This window comes from Streptomyces sp. A012304 (assembly GCF_026008495.1).
GTDB lineage: Bacteria > Actinomycetota > Actinomycetes > Streptomycetales > Streptomycetaceae > Streptomyces.
In genome coordinates this window covers 202730-220661 of the sequence record NZ_BQUN01000182.1, presented here as the reverse complement: position 1 = coordinate 220661, position 17932 = coordinate 202730, and the positions used below count along the sequence as shown (strand labels likewise).

Below are 17932 nucleotides of genomic sequence, written 5' to 3'. Positions count from 1 at the left end.
GCCTCTCGCCCGGGAACGGCGGCCGACGGAGTGCGCACTCTGTCCGGCGATCGGGACCACGTCGGCCAAGGCTCGTGCGCTGTCGCGGGCTGGATCGCCACGAAGACCGGGCGGCCACGTTCGCGTCCAGGCCTTCAGGGCCGGCTGGCGGACTGACCTTGTGAACCGTCCGAAGGAAGCGACGCCACGGCACGAGCGATCTCCTGCCGGAGCCGGTCCATACCGAAGTCGCCGCCGAGCACCATGCGCCGCAGCTGCGGCATGGCGACGCTCCAGCTCGCCAGCGCGAGAGTGAAGAACACGCGCGTACGGGCGTCGGCGTCCGGTTCACCGGCCTGCGCGGCGGTCACCTTGTCGCCGTAGTGCCGAGTGCGCTCCTCCTCCGCGGGGACCGGTCCGTCGCCGATCTCCAACGCCTCCCACATCACCAGGCGAAGGGCCTCGGGGTGGGCTCGGTGGTACTCGAAGAGCCGTTCGGCATAGCCGGGCAGGTCCTCCGACGGGGGGACGGCCTCGGCCAGTTCGGCGAGGCGACGCTCCAGGACGATGGCGAAGAGCTTGTTCTTGTCGCCGAAGTAGTCATAGATCGCACGCTTGTTGGCCTTGGCCGCGGTGGCGATGCGGTCGACGCGGGCGCCCGCGACACCGTGCGCCGCGAACTCGGCGGTCGCCGCCGTGATGATGCGCTCTTTCGTCGCCGCGGAGTCATATGCCATGCGCCCATGGTAACGAACCAGTTCGTTTGACCCTCGCAAGGTGCCGTGCCACGCTGGTCCAGGAAATCGAACCAACTAGTTCGTTCGAGCGTGACGCGGACGGAACGTCGTCGAAAGGAGTGCTCGGCCGCATGTCCCGTACCACACCACCCGCGGCTCCCGCGCCAGCGGCCCTCGGCCGCGGGCTCCCCCTCGTCATGGCGCTGGCCTGCGGTGTCACCGTGGCCAACGCCTACTTCCCGCAGGCCATCACGCCTCTCATCGCCCGGGGTCTCGACGTCTCCGACGGCACGGCCACCACCCTCGCGACCCTGACCCAGCTCGGCTACGCCGTCGGGATCTTCCTGCTCGTCCCCCTCGGGGACCGCCTCCCCCGGCGGCCCCTGGTCACCGTGCTGCTCGCGGTGACCAGCCTGGCGCTGCTGACCGCGGGACTCGCCCCTGGGACCGGTCTGCTGCTCGCCGCCGGGACGCTGGTCGGCCTGGCCACCGTGGTGCCGCAGATCCTCCTTCCCATGGCGGCCGGGCTCGTCGAACCCGAGCGGCGCGGCAGCGTGATCGGCACGCTGCAGGCCGGGCTGATCGGCGGCATCCTGCTGGCCCGCGCCTTCGGCGGTGTTCTCGGCGAGCACCTGGGCTGGCGGGCCCCGTATCTGGTCGCCGCCGTGCTCACCGCACTGCTCGCCGTAGTGCTCGGCGCCGCGCTGCCCACGACCGTCCCCGCCGTCCGCGACGGCTATCCGGCACTCCTGGCGGACACCCTGCGCATGCTGCGTACGGAGAAGGAACTGCGCCGGTCCGTGCTCTTCCAGGTCACCGTCTTCGGAGGGTTCAGCGCCGCCTGGACCGCGGTCGCGCTGTTGGTCACCGGACCGCGCTACGGCATGGGCACGCAGGCCGTGGGCGTGCTCGCCCTGGTCGGCGCGGGCAGCATGTTCCTGGCCCCCTCCGCCGGGAAGTGGGTGGACCGCTACGGCGCCGACCGCGTCAACCTGTGGTGTGTCGGGGCCGGGCTCGCCGCGGCGGGCGTGCTGGTGGCCGGCTCGCTCGGCGGTGTCGCCGGGATCGTGGCTCTGGCCGCCGGACTGCTGCTGATCGACGTGGCGGTGCAGTGCGGACAGGTCGCCAACCAGGCCCGGATCTTCGCCCTGCGCCCGGAGATTCACAGCCGGCTCAACACGGGCTACATGACCTGCTCGTTCCTCGGCGCGAGCGCCGGGTCCTGGCTCGGCACCCGCGCCTATACGCACTTCGGCTGGTGGGCGGTCTGCGCGCTCATCGCACTCGCCGTGGCGTCGGCCGTCGTGACGTACATGGTCGGGGGCGGCGGGCGCTGTATCGCCGGAACCGGTGAGGAGAACGCCATCAAGTCGGCGGCGCCGGCCCGGTCCCGGTGAGCGACGTGGCCGGCCCACGTCAGCCCCCTCCATCCGTAGGACTCCTTTGTCCATCACCGCATCCCCCTCGAAGGACCCAAAGGACCCATCATGTCCATCCCCGTCATGCCGTCGGCTGTCCTCCAGTTCTTCCAGGCATCGCAGCACCGCGACGCCGACGCCTGGAGCGGCGCCTTCGCCGAGGACGCGCTCTTCCACGACCCGGTCGGCACGCCGCCCCTCGAAGGCCGCGCGGCCGTCCACGACCTCGTCGTCTCCGTCATCACGGGCTTCAGCCCCTTCCTCGGGCTGACTCCCACCGAGGCACACATGGCCGGTGACAGCGTCGCCGTCGCCTGGCGCGGTGCCGCGATCACCCGGGACCGCAGGCCGGTCGACTGGTCGGGCATCAGCGTCTTCGAACTCGACGACACCGGCCGCATCCGCGAGGCCAGGGCCTACTTCGACCGCGCCGCCTTCCAGGCCCAGGTCGACGGCCGCTGACCTGCGCACGGCTGGAAGCCCCTTCCCCACCACATCCAAGGACACCCGATGAACGACATCTCCCCCACCCCGCTCGCCGGCCGCACCGCACTGGTCACCGGAGGCTCCGGCGGCATCGGAACGGCCGTCGCCCTGCGTCTCGCGGACGCCGGAGCCCGTGTCGCTCTCGTCTACGGCAGCCACGGCGAGGACGCCGAGAACACCGCCACGCGGATCAACTCGCTCCACGGCTCCGGCCGGGCGCTCACCCTCCAGGCAGACCTGTCCGAGGCGACGGCCGCCGCCGAGCTGGTCGACCGGACCTCCCGCGCACTGGGCCCCGTCGACCTCCTCGTCGCGGGAGCGGGCATCGGAAGGCAGCTGGCCTGGGCCGACATCGACGTCGATACCTGGGACGCCACCATGGCCGTCAACGTGCGCGCACCCTTCCTCATGGCTCAGGCCGCCCTTCCCGGCATGGTCGACCGCGGCTGGGGCCGGATCCTGTTCGTCTCGTCGATCGCGGCCCTCAACGGCGGCATCATCGGCCCGCACTACGCGGCCAGCAAGGCTGCCCTGCACGGGCTGACCCATTCCCTGGCGGCCGGTGTCGCCGCCGTCGGCGTCACGGTCAACGCCCTTGCTCCGGCCCTCGTCGGAGGAACCCGGATCCTGCCCGCCGATGCCGGTAAGGACGGGAAACTGCCCGCGCCCATCCCGGTCGGACGCCTCGGCACGCCCGACGAGGTCGCCGCCATGGCCGTCTCCATGGTCACCAACGGCTACCTGACCAACAAGGTGATCACGCTCGACGGCGGCTTGTACCCCCGCTGAGCCCAGGGCGCCTCCGTCGCGGACCACTGTCCCCACACTTCGAACGATCGTATGCCGATCGGCGGCCGACGATCCGCTCTACGGGCGGCAGGCGTACTCGACGCACACCGGGCCGACCGCGGGCCGGAACATCGCGGACAACCACCTGTCCGTCGAGGTCGGCGGGCGGGACAGCGTACGGCGTCGCATCCATCCGCTGGGAGCGGGCGACGGTGACGGCTGGGCTGGGCCGCCTCCTGGCACCGGCCGGTCTTCACCGCGGGCCCGCCCACGGTGCCGGGACTGCGGGTGGAGAGCGGCACGGTCGCGAGGGACCCGTACGAACTGCGCGTCCACCGGGTGATCGGCGCACCGGCCAACTCCCGTGTCACTCAGATGGGTTGGGTCACCGGCCCCGACGACGCCGTCGTCTCGGCACTGCACGGTCTGCACGGCTGGGACGACGACTTCGATTCGCCGCGCGCCCCGCAGGACACTGCCTACCCCAGTGGGCCGAAACGCCCCGGCACGCCGGGGAACCACCGCGCAGGCCAGCCCGGCCGCCCTGACCGCCGAGCCAGTCCCGCTGCAGGAGACGGTCACCGAACTCGCCGTGGAGACCGACCGAGTGCGGTTGACCTGGGCGCTGGACGGGGCCCGATCGGTGATCGGGTTCGGACCGGTGCCGTGTCCTTGCTGGGGTGATGGGCCCTGAACTGTGGGGACGTCGCTTCAGCGATGCCGCTCGACGGCGCCCGCGTCAGGGCTGACAGCCAGGTCGGGCTCGGGTTCGGGCTGGGCTACGGCTCGGCGTTGGCTGCTTGACGGCGGGCTTTGGCGGGCTCGGCCAGGAGGAGGGTCGGCGGCGGGGTCCGCCGGTCCGGGCGGGACGCCGCGGCGAGCCTGAGCGTGGCGGGAGTCCTGGCCGGCCGCCTTGTCCGGTTGCGGCTGGGCGGTGTCCTTGCCCGCGGTGGCGGAATGGGGGGTGGACCGGGCGTACCAGCTGGCGAGGATCCGTAGTTTCTCGAGGTCGTCGTCGGTCTTGCCGGCGTAGACGAAGAGGATCTGGTCGGGGTCGCCCGGCAGGGAGAGGGCCTCGTAAGTGATGTCGAGGCGGCCGACGACGGGGTGGTCGAACCGTTTGGTGCCCCAGGTGCGTTCGACGACGGTCCGCTCGGCCCACCAGGTGCGGAACTCGGGGGACACCGAGCGCAGTTCGGCGACGAATGCGGCGATCTGCGGGTCGTCGGGGTTGCGTCCGGCCTCGGCGCGCAGGACGCCGACGACCTCGGAGGTGACCTGCGCCCAGTCGAGGTAGAGGGAGCGGGCGGCGGGGTCGAGGAGCATCCAGCGCAGCAGGTTGCGCTCGTCGGCCGGGCGGTGGTTGAACGGGGTGAACAGGGCGTCGAGGAGGTCGTTCGAGGCCAGGACCTCGTTGCGGCGGCCGAGGACGAAGGCGGGCTGGTCGTGCAGCCCGTTCAGCATGCGCAGCAGAGCGGGCCGCACCTGCTGGGGCGGCGCCGCCTCCGCGGACCGGCGGGGCTGGGGGCGCAGCAGGTCGCGCAGGTACTGGGTCTCGGCCTGGGTGAGTTGCAGGGCCTCGGCGATGGAGAGGATGACGCCTTCGGAGGCGCTGGTGAGCCGTCCCTGCTCGAGGCGGGTGTAGTAGTCCACGCTGACGCCGGCGAGCTGCGCGACCTCTTCGCGGCGCAGGCCGGGTACCCGCCGGCCCGGGTAGTTCGCCAGGCCGACCTGGGAGGGGCGGACCGCGTCGCGCCGGGTGCGCAGGAACTTCTTGATCTCCTCGGCATTGTTCGCCATGAGGATCAGTGTTCCCCGGCATGCGGCGGGGTTCCACCGACGTGGGGGGGGAAGGTTTTTCCCAGGCAGCAGTGGCCCCCGTTCATGGCTTGGCGTGCTGCTTTGCGGCGTGCATGAATGGTGGGGCGGCCATCGCAGTGACCTTCAGAAGGTCCGCGGCCCCCTGCCGTGTGCGTGGCACCGGCCGGGGCGGGCGCCGCTTTTCCCCGTACGCAGCACCCCGTGTCGGCGTCACTCGTTGTCGGTCGCCGTGGGAGGGGTGCGCCCGATCTGAGGAAGATCCGCATCGTGACTGCTTCGCAGAAGGTCTGGTTCATCACCGGCTGCTCGACCGGCTTCGGCCGTGCCCTGGCCCAGGAGGTCCTCGCCGCCGGCCACCAGGCGGTCGTCACCGCCCGCAACGTCGCTCAGGTCAGGGAGGCCGTCGAGGCTGGGGAGAAGCACTTCGGCGGCATCGATGTGCTGGTCAACAACGCCGGTATCGGCTACTTCGCCGCCGTGGAGGAGAGCACCGACGACGAGATCCGCCGGATCTTCGACATCAACGTCTTCGGCCTGTCCGACGTCACCCGGGCCGTCCTGCCTGGCATGCGCGCGCGTCGCTCGGGCACGATCGTGAACTTCTCCTCCATCGGAGGACTGCGCGCCTTCCCGGCCGTCGGCTACTACGCCGCCACCAAGTTCGCCGTCGAGGGCCTGACCGACGCCCTGCGCCAGGAGGTCGCCCCGCTGGGTATCACCACGCTGCTGGTCGAGCCCGGCCCGTTCCGCACCGACTGGGCCGGCCGTTCCGCCAGCGAGACGCTGCCCGAGCGGGAGATCGCCGACTACGCGGACACGGTCGGCGCGCAGCGTGCCGCGTTCCGCGCGGACACCGGCAAGGAGCCCGGCGACCCTCACGCCGCCGCCCGGGCGATCATCGCCGCCCTCTGCGCCGACACCCACCCGCAGCGCCTGCTGCTGGGCGCCCCGGCGTACGGCATGGCGATCGAGCAGCTGGAGTCGATGCTCGCCGAGATCCGCGCGAACGAGGCGCTGACGAAGTCGGCCGACTTCGACGCCCCGGCCGCCTGACCGTGCGTCAGGCGCCGTCGGCCGGTGACGACGCCGTATTACGGCCTGTCACCGGCCGGCGTGGCCCGGCGGTCGCGCTGCGCGATCACGGACGCCGATGTGGACGTCTACGCACGCGCCTTCCAGGCTCCCGGCGCCATGCGCGCCCTGTGCGAGGTCTACCGGGAACTCGACCACGACGCCCAGATCCACCGCGACGCCGTCGCCTCCGACGGCAAGCTCACCGTCCCCGTGCTCGCCTCCGGTGGCGCCACCCAGGCACTGGCCGCCAACTACCAGGGCATGTGCGAGGAGATCGCCCACCATGTCACCGGCCACCTCGTCGAGGACGCCGGCCACTGGGTGCCCGAGGAGAACCCGGAGGGGTTCCTGCGCGTGTTCCTCGACTTCGACCACCGCGCTCGCACCGCCTGAACAGCGTTACGCGTAAGGAGAGAGCCACCACCATGGCAGACAGCCACGACAACCACCTCCGCGGCCGCGTCAGCGTCATCACCGGCGCCTCCTCCGGCATCGGCGCGGCCACCGCCCGGGCTCTGGCCGCCCGTGGTGCCCGTGTCGTCCTCGCCGCCCGCAACGCGGACAGGCTCGACACCCTGGCCACCGAGATCCGCGACACCGACGGCACCGTGACCGCCCGCAGCACCGACGTCACCCGCCTGGACGACGTCGAGGGCCTGATGGACTTCGCCGCCAACGAGTACGGCCCCGTCGACCACCTGGTCAACAACGCCGGCCTGATGCTCTTCTCCAAGTGGTCCGACCGTGCCGTCGACGACTGGGACAAGATGATCGACACCAATCTCCGCGGCTACCTGCACGCCATCAGCGCCGTCCTGCCCTCCATGATCGCCCGCCGGTCCGGCCACATCCTCAACCTCGGCTCGGTGGCCGGTATCCGCGTCGGCGGCGCCAGTGGTGTCTACAGCGCCACCAAGTTCTTCATCCGCGGCATCACCGACAGCCTCCGCCAGGAAGTCGGCGTCACGCACGGCATCCAGGTATCCATGATCAGCCCCGGCGTCATCGACACCGGCTGGGCCGACAAGGTCTCCAACTCCGAGGGCAAGCAGATCGCCCAGGGCCTCAATGAGGGCGCCATCCACCCCGACCGGGTGGCCGGCGCCGTCGTCCACGCTCTCGACCAACCCTCCGACGTCACCGTCAACGACATCGTCATCCACCCCACCCGCCAGGACTGGTGAACCCGCCCCCAGCCCTCGCACAGACCCCGACGCGGCCGGCCACCGGCAGCACCGCACGACCGCCGCGCATGGAAAAGGAGCACCTCATGAGCAGCCCCGCCTCCCCCCGCCCGCTCGCCCTGGTGACCGGGGCCTCCGCGGGCATCGGCCACGAACTCGCCAAGCTGTTCGTCATCAACGGCTTCGACCTGATCGCCACCGGCCGCAGCGAGCACACCGACCAGGCAGCGGCCGACCTCGCACGGCACGGCGTCCACGTCACCCCCGTACGCGCCGACCTCTCCCACAGCGAGGGCGTCGAGACGGTGTGGCGGGCGGTGGAGCAGGCCGGACGGCCGCTGGAGGCCGCGGTCCTCAACGCCGGCCGCAGCATCGGCGGCGCCTTCCTCGACACCGACCTCGACGACGAACTCTCCCTCATCCAGCTGAACGTGGCCTCCGTCGTCCACCTGGCCAAGCACGTCGCCCGGCACATGGCCGGCAACGGCCGCGGCCGCATCCTGATCACCTCGTCTCTGTCGGCGACCCTGCCCACCCCTTACGAGACCGTCTACGGGCCCTCCCGCGCCTTCACCCGTATGTTCGCCCTCGGGCTGCGCGAGGAACTCAAGGAGCACGGCGTCTCCGTCACGTGCCTCATGCCCGGTGCCACCGACAGCGACTTCCACTCCCGCGCCGGCATGAACAACACCGCCTTCGGACCCGGCATGAAGAAGAACAGCCGCAAGGAAGTCGCCCGCCAGGGCTTCCTCGCCCTGATGCACGGGCGCGCCGAGGTCGTCGGAGGCGACGCGGCCACCAAGCGCACCGCCATCGAACACCGTTTCCTGCCCGAGACGTACAAGGCCGCCCGTCACGCCACCAAGGCCAAGCCGCGCCCCGAGCAGTAGGGCGACCACGGCAGCCCGTGGCCCGAAGTGCCCCGGGCTGCGTGCGGCATCCTCCCGCTTCAGGGACCGGCACACCTGGTCGCGGCTGAGCCACCCCGGCCCCGAAACCCCAGGCCCCGGGCGCCGCGCGCGCGGCCGGAGGCGGTCCGTTGCCGCGCGCCGTCGTCAAGAGCTTCGGCCCCAGTGCTGCACGATCGGCGCCCGGGCCTGGGGCTCGATCAGCGCGGCGTTCGCCGCGGCGATGGTGTCGGCGCGCAGGTAGTACTGGTCGACGTGGACGAGCCGTGCCCGGGTGAGCGCCTCGAGGTTCGGGTTGATGACCGGGGCCATGCCGATGTTGCACGCCTCGCTCACGAGCAGGGCGACGACCGAGGTGGTGAGGTCCTTCATACGGGCCCTGCCGTCGCCCCCTCCGGCAGGCCCGCGTTCGCGTGCACCGCCTTGCGCCGGTGCGGCGGCACCAGCTTGTCGTCGATCTCGCGCGGCAGCAGCGGATTCTCACTCACCTTCCGTCGCGACAGGGCCGGGAGCCGCCGCACCCCGGTCAAAATGCGCATCCCGCCGGCCACCGCGCCGAGCGCCGAGGTCTCACCCAGCAACGACAGGAACGTCGCAAGGCACCGGGATGCCCTCATAGCGCAGCTACTGGGGCATTTCAGCGACGCGCCGAACGTGCGTGCCGCGCTACGCGAAGCCCAGATCACAACTCCAGACAGACCCTGGCCAAGTTCGCGGTCGCGAGGCATCGCACGGCCTCGTCGGCGCCCCCGGCTCGGGAGCTATCTCACGGGCGGGGCCTGCCCTGCTCCACAGCGTTGACGAACGATCGCGCGCTCATGGCCATGCTCGGCACGTTCTCCTGCATCAGCCGCATCCGGTGGGGGGCGTCATGGAACCTGGGGTCGAGCTGAAACTCGGCCGCCAGCGAGAACCAGGTCACCGGTATGGCGCCGGCCTGGACCATGCGCTGCACCGCGGTCTGGTGGGCCTCGACCGTCAAGCTCGCGGAAGCGTCCACCGCCACATGCACCCGGTAGCCCTCGCGCAGACCGCCGAGCACGGTCTGCAGGACGCAGCCGTCGGTGGCGATACCGCCGATCACCAGGTTCTCCCGGCCCTCGGCGCGGACCGCCGCGGCGAACGGCTCGTACAGGAAGGCGTTGAAGTCGGTGGTGCGCTCGATGACGGGCTCGTCACCGATGACCTCGAGCAGCTCCGGGTAGAGCGGCCCGGACGGCTTGCTGGGCAGGCCGTTGGTGACAACCAGACCGCTCTCGTACCACTTCGCCGTCTTGGCCAGGCCGGTGGCGCTGCGGATGTGCGACGCCAGGTCGTGGGAGCCGAGGAGGTTCGCGAAACCGACGGCGTAGTCGACGAGAACGATGGTGGTGTTTGCGGGGCTCAGGGGTTCGGGGGTCATGACGGGACCTTCCCTCCATGCGTTAGTGACCGTGTGGTTACTAACGACAGTAAGCGCGAGCGTCGATAATGTCCAGCCGGTCACTAACGGATGCCGAACCTACCCACGTCAGAGGCGGCTGCGTCGATGATCGATCCTGCTTGTTGGCGCCTGATTGGGCCGTGGACAGTGACCGTATGTACACTTACTGCATGAGTGGATCACCAGAGGCCGCCAAGAAGCGCACCAGGGAACCGGAGGTACGCAGGGCGGCCATCCTGGAGGCGGCGCGTGACGCGTTCGCCGAGCGGGGCTTCGCCAGGACGACCATCCGAGACATCGCGCGCCGGGCCGGGGTGACGCACGGGCTCGTGATCCGTCACTTCGGGTCCAAGGAGCAGTTGTTCCTCGCCGCGGTCCCCAGTTCCCGGAATCTGATGGCCGAGGTGGCCGGCGATCCCAACTCGCTGCCCACACGCGTCGCCCGCTCCTATGTCCGCCGCATGTCGGAGAGCGGGGGCAGCGACCCATTCATCGCTCTGATCCGCGCGGCTGCCTCCGAGGAGGACGCGGCCAAGCGGCTGTTCGCCGCGATGCAGGACGAGAGCCTGGAGATGTACCGGCGGGTGATTCCGGGCCCGGCACTCGAAGAACGGGTCAGCTCCGTGGGCGCGTACCTGATCGGGGTTACCTTTTCGCGCTACGTCCTCAGAAGCGGCCCGCTGGCCGAGATGGCGGACGACGAACTCGTCCGCCATCTCGGCCCCAACATCCGTGCCATCCTGTTTGGTTGACACCTCGTCAACGCGACGTTCGGACGTTCCACCGTGCGCGCCCCGGTCGGGTACGCGGGCCGCACGTCGTGGGCACCGCCGGGTCAGGACGTTTTTCAGCTGACGGGGGCGGGCGGGTGCCACTGCTGTCCACCTCAAGCGCCTCTGGGGTCACCGGGCGCAGCGCCTGCGCGCGGTGATCGTCGATCAGCAGGTTCCGCACACGTGCTCGCGCCAGCGGCGGAAGGTCGAAGGCGTCCGGCAGGCTCACCGAGCGCAGGACGTGCCGTTGCCCGTCTTCCCCGGCCACCGGGGTGGACGGGGCCGCGGCGTCAGGCCGTTCCCATCGTGCGAGGCGCGGTGTCCAACGGGCAATCAGATTGCGCAAAGAACCTCTGGGCCGCCCGCGGCGGCCCGTCCGCCGCGCACCAGGGCTGAGGTGTGGCCTGGGGCGGGAACCGACTCAGCCACCTTGTCCGAAGCTGCTCGGAGAGTGGCTGAGGTCCGACAAGCGGAGATGAGCGTGCCGGACGGGACGCTCAGCAGCGTCCCAATCACCTGTCCGTCCCGGTCCTGGGCGACCAGGGGCAGGCAGCGCGCCGCCGTCGATCGGAGGCTTCCTGCCGACGCCGCCCGCACGAGCAGCTCGATCAGGTCGGCGCCCGCGAGGCCGTCCAGCAGCCACATCACGCACTTGTCCGGGACACAGGCGTTGTTCCAGGTGGGGAGGGGGTGGGTCGTCCCGGACAGGACGAGGGGCGTGTCGCCGCAGCGACGCCTGGCGGGGCACGCGTTCCGGTGGGACCCGAACGATTTCGCGGACAAACGCTGGCGGCCTCAGGGCATCACCCAGGACTACGACGGGGACGGCGCGAGCCCCGCGAAGACCTTGCTCGTGTCGTGGTACGCCCGTGGCAGCGCGCGTGACCAGGGCGCCAGGCTCACCGTCGTCAACTGGTCGCAGACCGGTGCGATCACCTACCGTCACGTGCTGCTGGTCGAGCCGTTCTCGGAACGAGACGACCAGGATGAGCTGCGGGACGCTATCGGCGCGACGGACATCCACGCTGGTGGCATCGCCTGGTACGGCGACCACCTGTACGTCGCCGACAGCGGCTACCTGGCGGCGGGCAGTATGAGGGTGGGGATCAGGGTCTTCGACCTGCGGAGGTTCTTCAAGGTCGCCCGGGGGCGCGGTATCGGGCGGCAGCCGGACGGGAGGACGTTCCACGCTCACGGTTACGAGTACGTCCTGCCGCAGATCTACGGCTACAACTGGAGCGGCAGTGCGCGGGACCTCACCTTCTCCCAGGTGTCCGTCGACCGGACGGCCAGCGGTCCCGGCCTGCTCGTCAGCGAGTACGCCACGGACGGCCGCCCCCGGCTCGTCCGCTGGCCCTTCCGGACGGCGGGCGGTCTGCGGGCGCAGGCGGAGTGGGCCGCCGCGGTGCCGCAGGGCGTGCGCACACAGGGCGCGGTCAAGGTGGGCTCCACGTATTACCTGACGACCAGCAACGGGTCTCGCAGGCCCGGCGCGCTGCGGGACGCCGCCGGCGCGGCTCCCCGGCACAGGTCCCGGCTGAACATCGGCTGTGAGGATTTGATTTACGACGGCAGCGGTTCCGGGGCGTTGTGGACACTCGGGGAGTACGCGAACGACGTGGGTGCAGACGACCCCAGGGCGCCCTTCAGCCGGTACGTGTACGCCGTGCGGCCCTAGGCACCGTCCGGCGGATCACGTGACTGGGAACCGGAAGCCCATCCTGACTGCACCGGTTGGCACGACAGCCCTTCAGTTCTTACGGATGCGGTGGGCCTTGGCAATGAGTCTCCGAGGCAGCCTCGGCCCTGCACATGCGTAGTCGATCAGCAGGTTCCGGTAGGTGGTGTCCGTGATCTCAGGCGCCAGAGTGATCAGGGCCCTCAGGTCGTCGGACGAGCCGGCAAGGCGTGTGCGGTAGGCGGCGCTCGCCGCGCGCAGGGTGACTTCGTGAGGTTCGTATTCCAGGCCCTGTTCAACGAGGTTCGCGGCTGCGGCGAAGTCGCCCTGCTCGGCACGCACGTCCGCTAGGTCCAGGTAGAGGGACCAGTTGGCGGAGTCCAGGAGCAGGGCGCATTCGAAGGCCGCAGCAGCCTGATCCAGGTCTCCCATCACACGCCAGGTGGCCGCTCGTGCGACTGCCGTCCACATGACCCGATCGACGGCATCGGCGCGGTCGCACAGCGCGAAGGACAGTTCGTACCGGCCGCAGGCCCGGGGCAGCCGGGCCATGGCGGCCAGCGACTCCGGCACGGGATCCCGTTCGGACACCACGTCGAGGGCATGGAACCAGGGCGCGAACCGCTCCCGCATCGCGTCGGTGTCCAGGTCGTGGCCGTAGTCCAACGTCCGCAGACACGCCTCGGCCAGCGCCGCAGCACTCACCGCGCCGAGAAAGCGCGCATCGCCGAACCAGGGGGCAGCACCCCATGCCACGTTGGGCCGCACACCCGTGACCGACCCAAGGGCCATCACCGCGTTGTCCATGTCCCCTTCAAGGAACAAGAAGTACGCCTGCGCCAGCACAGCGCTCAAGGAGCCGTCCTCTTCGAGACTCTCCTTCAGTTCCGAGCGCCGGTCCTGCCACAACTCGGCGAGGGCCGCATAGGGCTCCGGAGCCGCCGGTGCCGAGGCTATTGCCCCCACCAAAAGCTCCACGGCGCCCACCGGGCTTCCGCCGCAGTGCGCCATCACACCAGCGAGACTGACTCCCGCCGCCACTGACTGATCAGACATCGCCAGAGAATACCCGTGGCCACATGTTCTGTGAGCCATTCCGCACGGACGGCGGTATCGGCCTTCCGTGCGCTCGCCGAGGAGTACGCCATCGCCCGCCGCCTGGCCGACGTGGCCCTGCCCGAGGAAGAGGCCGACGCGCTGGCGCACCTGCTGGCAGGGTGCGGGGTGCCAGTCCGCATCGTCTGACCCTAGCTCTTCTTCCTGGTCAAACGTGGCGAATGAGGCCGACCGAAGCAGTGTGGTTGTCACCGACGAGGCACGCGGCCTGTCACATCTGCTCATTCAGCAGCCTTTGTGTCACCGGTCCCGCGACCAGCGGCTGGAGGGGTGCGCAGCCGTAGACGTTCTCCCTGAGGCCCGAACATGATCAGATACTCGACCGGTCCGGTGGATCCGGCGTTTGCGACTCCGTGAGGGATGCGGGTGTCGAACTCGACGACGTCCCCGGCAGTCAGGACGTAGGTCCTGGTCGCCGAGTGCGATCCACAACCGCCCGTACAGGACGCACAGCCACTCGTAGCCCTCGTGGGACACCTGCCGGGGCCGCCCAGGCGGCTCCGCGACGGCAGGCAGCACGTGCTTGTGGGCGTGCAGGCCGCCGACGTACTGGGTCAGCGGCAACACCGCCTTGTCATCGCCGAAGCTGTGCGGCGCCGCGCTGCGGGACTCGGCCGCAGGGGCGGGTGCGGTGCCGACCAGCTCGTCCAGGGCGACTCCGTATTCCTCCGCCAGTCGCAGCACCACCTCCAGGGTGGGCTTGCGCCGGCCGGTCTCGATCCGCGACAGCGTGCTGGGCGAGATGCCGGTCGCGCAGCTGACAGCGGCGAGTGTGACGCCGCGGCGTTCGCGCACGACCCGCAGCCGCGGCCCCATCGCCGCCAGCGTCTGGGTCACGTCGTCACCTGCCATCGTCCCCGTTCCTTCCCGCCATGCCGCTTCACCGCCCTGTCCTGCAACCTTGCCAGAATGGCAACGCTGATCGCGCCGAGTGGCCGCAGCGCCGCATGATCGATGGATTCCCGCCGGCCGCCCACGAACCGAGGAGAAGTCCCCCATGCGGTCCGAGCCGACTGCCGCACTCCGCCACCGCACCGTCCAGGCCCCAGCCGGGCGCCTGCACCTGGTGGAGCAGGGCACCGGCCCGTTGGTCCTGCTCGTGCACGGCTTCCCCGAGTCCTGGTACTCCTGGCGCCACCAGCTCCCGGCCCTCGCCGCGGCCGGGTACCGGGCAGTGGCGATCGACGTGCGCGGCTACGGCCGCTCCTCCAAGCCCGCCGCCACCGACGCCTACCGAATGCTCGACCTGGTGGAGGACAACGTCGCCGTCGTGCGCGCCCTCGGCGAGGAGAGCGCGGTGATCGTCGGCCACGACTGGGGCTCCAACATCGCCGCCGCCTCCGCCCTGCTCCACCCCGGAGTCTTCCGCGCGGTCGGCTTGCTGAGCGTCCCGTACGCGCCGCCCGGCGGCCCCCGCCCCACCGACATCTTCGGCCAGATGGGCGGCCCCGAGCAGGAGTTCTACGTCTCCTACTTCCAGGAGCCCGGCCGTGCCGAGGCGGAGATCGAGCCCGACGTCCGGGGCTGGCTCGCTGGCTTCTACGCGGCCCTGTCCGCCGACACCATGCCCGCCGAGGGCGAGCCCGACCCGCACTTCGTCGCCTACGGCGGCCGACTGCGCGACCGTTTCCCCGCCGGCCCGCTCCCGGCATGGTTGAGCGAGGAGGACCTCGAAATCTGCGCCGCGGAGTTCGAGCGCACCGGCCTGACCGGCGCCCTCAACCGCTACCGCAACATGGACCGCGACTGGGAAGACCTCGCCCCGCACCGCGGAGCCCCGATCAAGCAGCCATCCCTGTTCATCGGCGGCGCCCTGGACGCCTCCACCACCTGGATGTCCGACGCCATCCACGCCTTCCCCACCACCCTCCCCCGCCTGTCGGCCTCCCACCTCCTGGAAGGCTGCGGCCACTGGATCCAGCAGGAACGCCCCGACGAGGTCAACAGCCTGCTGACCGACTGGCTCGCCACGATTCAGAGCTGAACCAGGCCGAGTCACGCAGGAGGCCGGCCAGGGCGGCGCCGTCGCCATGCGGGAAGAGGCGAACCCAGTCCTGCCCGGCGAGGGTCTTGGTCAGGTGCGGGTCGTGGTGGAGACGATCAGCGGGACGCCCAGGCGTACGGCGTCGATGACGAGCCCGGACTCCTTGCCGGCCCCGGGCCGGCGGGCCACGAGCGTGGCGTCACGGGCGGCGCAGACGGCGCGGATCTTAGCCGCCGACCAAGCACACGGCCGCCTCGGCGGTCGGGATACCGAAGGCGAGGCGGGCCCGGCGCCGTTCGGCGTCGGTGAGCCGGTCGCCGTCGTCGGCGACAGCGAACGGCCGCACCGGGAGCGGCGGACGGGGGAAGACGGTGGTCAGCTCGTCGCGCACGGCGTCGGTGGGGGCGAGCACCCGCACCCGCCGCTCGGCGCGGCGGGCCAAGCGGCCGGCCAGCCGCAGCACGGCGTCCTCGGCGGTGACGAGCTCGTGGACGGACCGGGTGTGCGGCCCGTCGAGCAGCGCGGCGCGTCGTGCAGGGCCTCGCTGGCGCTGAGCACCACCACCGTGGCCGTGCCGCCGGTGAGGCGGCGGCCGGTGCGGATACAGGCGACCTCGGTCAGGCAGCGGGCGAAGCGTGGCCTGGTGCGGGAAGCGCCGTGCGGCCGTGGGCCGGCGACGGGAGGCGAACGCCCGCCGCCCGGCAGCGGCCACCGCCGCGGCGACGGCCCCGGACACCGCGAGCGCGACGGGCACCGCCCCGGCGGGCGCGGTGACGCGGGCCCCGGCAGCGGCCAGGGCGGCCCGGGCCTCGGCTGCGATGCCGGACGGGGCGACCTCCACGGCGTTGCGGGTACGCGGTGGCGAGCGCGGTCAGGGTGCGGTGGCGGTGCCCGCCGAGGCGGTGCACGTCCGGCCCGACGAGCGCCAGGGCCGGGGCCGGTCGTTGTGCCCACGCCAGGAAGTGGCGTACGCAGGTGAAATAGGCGCGGATGCTGGAGATCGTGATCGGCTCTTCGCCGGGCGGGGTCTCATCCTGCTGAACCGTGCGGTCAGGCCGAGGCGCGTGCGTACGCGAGCGCCTCGTCGTACAGGGCCACGAGGTCCTGCGAGTCGCCGGTCTGGATCCAGGTGGCGGTCGCTGAGTCGACGCAGGCGAAGGAGACGGCGATGACGGTCCGCGCCTCATGCTCGGCGGCGATGCCCTCGCGCCCGGCGGCGAGCAGCCTGGCCCGCATGGTCGGCAGCAGATCGGTCTGCCACTGCAGCCGTTTCTGCATGAGGGCGGCGCGCAGTACGGGCGTGCGGAAGATCAGTGTCGAGACCGCGCGTGTCCGCTCCAGGGAGTCATGGGTGCTCAGGAGCGTCACGAAACCGGCGCGCAGCGCCTGCCAAGCGGACACTTCGGCGGGCTGCTCCTCGACGGTGCGCCGCAACAGGGCGCCGAGTTCGTCCTGGTCGCCGCAGAGCAGGTCCTCCTTGGTGCCGAAGTAGCGGTACAGGGTGCGCTGGGAGACGCCGGCCTCGCGTGCGATCTGGGTGGTCGTCGTCTCCTCGTAGCCCTGGGTGGTGAACAGCCGCACAGCGGCGTCGAGAATCTCCTGGCTCGCCAGTTGTCGCGAGCGCTCCCACACGGTCATGCATCCACCGTATCAAGCGATGCCAAGAGGGCACACATAGGCAGTTTGGCAATCGTTGCCAGGCTGGCGTATGTTGACTGCCGTCGGGTCAAACGAATGAGGAGACATCACATGAGCAGCGAAAACACCCTCACGGGAAGTACGGCACTGGTCACCGGGGCCACGTCCGGGATCGGCCGGGCGATCGCGCTGCGGCTGGCTGCGGCAGGAGCCGAGGTCGTCCTGCACGGGCGGTCCCTGGAGCGGGGTGCGGCCCTGGTCGACGAGATCGTCGGCCAGGGTGGCCGGGCGCGGTTCGTGGCCGCCGACCTCACCGACGCCGACGAGGCCCTGCGGCTGGCGAGCGAGGCCGGCGAGGTGGACATCCTGGTGAACAACGCCGGGGTGTACGAGTTCGCGGCCACGCCCGCGACCGACGCGGCCGCCTTCGACAAGCACATCGCGATCAACACCCGCACCCCGTTCCTCCTGGTCGGCGCGCTCGCGCCGGGCATGGCCGGCCGCGGGAGCGGATCGATCATCACGATCACCTCGAACGTCGCGCGGATCACGCTGCCGGTGGGCGGGGCGTACGCCGCCTCCAAGGCGGGCGCCGAGACCCTGACCCGGTACTGGGCGTCGGAATTCGGCGGGCAGGGCGTTCGCGTCAACGCCATCTCGCCCGGCGCGGTCCTCACCGAAGGCACCCTGCCGATGTTCGGGGACAACGCCGAGGCGATGGGCAAGGCGGTCAACGCCCGGGGCAAGCTGGGCGAGCCCGAGGAGATCGCGGACATCGTGCTGTTCCTGGCGAGCCCCAACAGCAGCTACATCAACGGCGCGGTCCTCGCGGCCGACGGCGGCGACCTCGCCGTCTTCCCCGGCTGAACGGCAGCGCACCACGCGGATCCTCGTGCGGGAAAGCCACCGGCTTCGTCGGTGGCG

The 17932-nt window shown here is 71.1% G+C and carries 18 protein-coding genes and 2 pseudogenes; 12 read left to right on the top strand and 8 right to left on the bottom strand.

The genetic code is table 11. The features are described from left to right. Positions 1–134 precede the first annotated feature (134 nt). Positions 135–716 (bottom strand): TetR family transcriptional regulator, encoded by a 582-nt coding sequence (locus tag ALMP_RS36905; RefSeq protein ID WP_264936338.1) that lies wholly within the window; start codon positions 714–716, stop codon positions 135–137. Between the two features lie 131 nt (positions 717–847). Between ALMP_RS36905 and ALMP_RS36900 the strand changes: the two genes are divergently transcribed. From ALMP_RS36900 to ALMP_RS36890, 3 genes are all read left to right on the top strand, one after another. Then, a complete protein-coding gene (locus ALMP_RS36900; protein WP_264936336.1) occupies positions 848–2113 on the top strand; it encodes an MFS transporter in 1266 nt (421 codons plus the stop codon). A 90-nt stretch (positions 2114–2203) separates the two neighbouring features. Beyond that, positions 2204–2596 (top strand): nuclear transport factor 2 family protein, encoded by a 393-nt coding sequence (locus tag ALMP_RS36895; protein WP_264936333.1) that lies wholly within the window; start codon positions 2204–2206, stop codon positions 2594–2596. Positions 2597–2644: 48 nt separating this feature from the next. Continuing rightward, positions 2645–3409, top strand: a complete 765-nt coding sequence (locus tag ALMP_RS36890) for an SDR family NAD(P)-dependent oxidoreductase (RefSeq protein WP_264936331.1) — start codon at positions 2645–2647, stop codon at positions 3407–3409. Between the two features lie 711 nt (positions 3410–4120). On the opposite strand, the gene ALMP_RS36880 is transcribed toward ALMP_RS36890, so the two are convergent. Next, positions 4121–5209, bottom strand: a complete 1089-nt coding sequence (locus ALMP_RS36880; protein WP_264936328.1) for a helix-turn-helix transcriptional regulator — start codon at positions 5207–5209, stop codon at positions 4121–4123. A 288-nt stretch (positions 5210–5497) separates the two neighbouring features. On the opposite strand from ALMP_RS36880, the gene ALMP_RS36875 reads away from it, so the two are divergent. The 4 genes from ALMP_RS36875 (at position 5498) to ALMP_RS36860 (ending at position 8378) form a co-directional block, all read left to right on the top strand. Further along, complete coding sequence (locus ALMP_RS36875) at positions 5498–6283, top strand: SDR family NAD(P)-dependent oxidoreductase (protein WP_264936325.1); 786 nt, start codon at positions 5498–5500, stop codon at positions 6281–6283. A 24-nt stretch (positions 6284–6307) separates the two neighbouring features. Continuing rightward, positions 6308–6697 (top strand): alpha/beta fold hydrolase, encoded by a 390-nt coding sequence (locus tag ALMP_RS36870; protein WP_264936322.1) that lies wholly within the window; start codon positions 6308–6310, stop codon positions 6695–6697. Positions 6698–6729: 32 nt separating this feature from the next. After that, on the top strand, positions 6730–7488 hold the full coding sequence (locus tag ALMP_RS36865) for an SDR family oxidoreductase (RefSeq protein WP_264936319.1): 759 nt from the start codon (positions 6730–6732) through the stop codon (positions 7486–7488). A gap of 86 nt (positions 7489–7574) precedes the next feature. Beyond that, positions 7575–8378, top strand: a complete 804-nt coding sequence (locus tag ALMP_RS36860) for an SDR family oxidoreductase (protein WP_264936316.1) — start codon at positions 7575–7577, stop codon at positions 8376–8378. Between the two features lie 177 nt (positions 8379–8555). Here the strand turns inward: ALMP_RS36860 and ALMP_RS44560 are convergent. Then, positions 8556–8986: pseudogene (locus tag ALMP_RS44560) on the bottom strand (Tn3 family transposase); the annotation flags it as partial. Positions 8987–9162: 176 nt separating this feature from the next. Next, positions 9163–9798, bottom strand: coding sequence for an isochorismatase family protein (locus tag ALMP_RS36845; RefSeq protein ID WP_264936308.1), 636 nt, complete (start codon positions 9796–9798; stop codon positions 9163–9165). 191 nt (positions 9799–9989) lie between these two features. Here ALMP_RS36845 and ALMP_RS36840 point away from each other — a divergent pair, with 191 nt between their 5' ends. Together ALMP_RS36840 and ALMP_RS36835 are read left to right on the top strand one after the other, a co-directional pair. Then, positions 9990–10571, top strand: coding sequence for a TetR family transcriptional regulator (locus ALMP_RS36840; protein ID WP_264936306.1), 582 nt, complete (start codon positions 9990–9992; stop codon positions 10569–10571). Between the two features lie 739 nt (positions 10572–11310). Then, on the top strand, positions 11311–12270 hold the full coding sequence (locus tag ALMP_RS36835; protein ID WP_264936303.1) for a hypothetical protein: 960 nt from the start codon (positions 11311–11313) through the stop codon (positions 12268–12270). 72 nt (positions 12271–12342) lie between these two features. On the opposite strand, the gene ALMP_RS36830 is transcribed toward ALMP_RS36835, so the two are convergent. Next, on the bottom strand, positions 12343–13326 hold the full coding sequence (locus ALMP_RS36830; RefSeq protein ID WP_264936302.1) for a tetratricopeptide repeat protein: 984 nt from the start codon (positions 13324–13326) through the stop codon (positions 12343–12345). Between the two features lie 30 nt (positions 13327–13356). Between ALMP_RS36830 and ALMP_RS36825 the strand changes: the two genes are divergently transcribed. Next, positions 13357–13515, top strand: coding sequence for a hypothetical protein (locus ALMP_RS36825; protein WP_264936300.1), 159 nt, complete (start codon positions 13357–13359; stop codon positions 13513–13515). Between the two features lie 92 nt (positions 13516–13607). Here ALMP_RS36825 and ALMP_RS36820 read toward each other — a convergent pair. Next, positions 13608–14238: pseudogene (locus ALMP_RS36820) on the bottom strand (helix-turn-helix domain-containing protein). Positions 14239–14383: 145 nt separating this feature from the next. On the opposite strand from ALMP_RS36820, the gene ALMP_RS36815 reads away from it, so the two are divergent. Further along, positions 14384–15370 carry an alpha/beta fold hydrolase gene (locus ALMP_RS36815; protein WP_264936298.1) on the top strand — a complete coding sequence of 329 codons (987 nt, stop codon included), beginning with the start codon at positions 14384–14386 and terminating at the stop codon, positions 15368–15370. Positions 15371–15596: 226 nt separating this feature from the next. Here the strand turns inward: ALMP_RS36815 and ALMP_RS36810 are convergent, their stop codons facing one another. Together ALMP_RS36810 and ALMP_RS36805 are read right to left on the bottom strand one after the other, a co-directional pair. Further along, positions 15597–16211, bottom strand: coding sequence for a hypothetical protein (locus ALMP_RS36810; RefSeq protein ID WP_264936295.1), 615 nt, complete (start codon positions 16209–16211; stop codon positions 15597–15599). A gap of 209 nt (positions 16212–16420) precedes the next feature. Beyond that, complete coding sequence (locus ALMP_RS36805; RefSeq protein WP_264936293.1) at positions 16421–17008, bottom strand: TetR/AcrR family transcriptional regulator; 588 nt, start codon at positions 17006–17008, stop codon at positions 16421–16423. Positions 17009–17119: 111 nt separating this feature from the next. On the opposite strand from ALMP_RS36805, the gene ALMP_RS36800 reads away from it, so the two are divergent. After that, positions 17120–17875 (top strand): SDR family NAD(P)-dependent oxidoreductase, encoded by a 756-nt coding sequence (locus ALMP_RS36800; protein ID WP_264936291.1) that lies wholly within the window; start codon positions 17120–17122, stop codon positions 17873–17875. Positions 17876–17932: the final 57 nt, after the last annotated feature.

Bases quoted from the DNA above. Each gene is read 5' to 3' on its own strand.
- ALMP_RS36905 (WP_264936338.1), bottom strand. From the start codon at position 716: ATGGCATATGACTCCGCGGCGACGAAAGAGCGCATCATCACGGCGGCG.
- ALMP_RS36900 (WP_264936336.1), top strand. From the start codon at position 848: ATGTCCCGTACCACACCACCCGCGGCTCCCGCGCCAGCGGCCCTCGGC.
- ALMP_RS36895 (WP_264936333.1), top strand. From the start codon at position 2,204: ATGTCCATCCCCGTCATGCCGTCGGCTGTCCTCCAGTTCTTCCAGGCA.
- ALMP_RS36890 (WP_264936331.1), top strand. From the start codon at position 2,645: ATGAACGACATCTCCCCCACCCCGCTCGCCGGCCGCACCGCACTGGTC.
- ALMP_RS36880 (WP_264936328.1), bottom strand. From the start codon at position 5,209: ATGGCGAACAATGCCGAGGAGATCAAGAAGTTCCTGCGCACCCGGCGC.
- ALMP_RS36865 (WP_264936319.1), top strand. From the start codon at position 6,730: ATGGCAGACAGCCACGACAACCACCTCCGCGGCCGCGTCAGCGTCATC.
- ALMP_RS36860 (WP_264936316.1), top strand. From the start codon at position 7,575: ATGAGCAGCCCCGCCTCCCCCCGCCCGCTCGCCCTGGTGACCGGGGCC.
- ALMP_RS36845 (WP_264936308.1), bottom strand. From the start codon at position 9,798: ATGACCCCCGAACCCCTGAGCCCCGCAAACACCACCATCGTTCTCGTC.
- ALMP_RS36840 (WP_264936306.1), top strand. From the start codon at position 9,990: ATGAGTGGATCACCAGAGGCCGCCAAGAAGCGCACCAGGGAACCGGAG.
- ALMP_RS36830 (WP_264936302.1), bottom strand. From the start codon at position 13,326: ATGTCTGATCAGTCAGTGGCGGCGGGAGTCAGTCTCGCTGGTGTGATG.
- ALMP_RS36815 (WP_264936298.1), top strand. From the start codon at position 14,384: ATGCGGTCCGAGCCGACTGCCGCACTCCGCCACCGCACCGTCCAGGCC.
- ALMP_RS36805 (WP_264936293.1), bottom strand. From the start codon at position 17,008: ATGACCGTGTGGGAGCGCTCGCGACAACTGGCGAGCCAGGAGATTCTC.
- ALMP_RS36800 (WP_264936291.1), top strand. From the start codon at position 17,120: ATGAGCAGCGAAAACACCCTCACGGGAAGTACGGCACTGGTCACCGGG.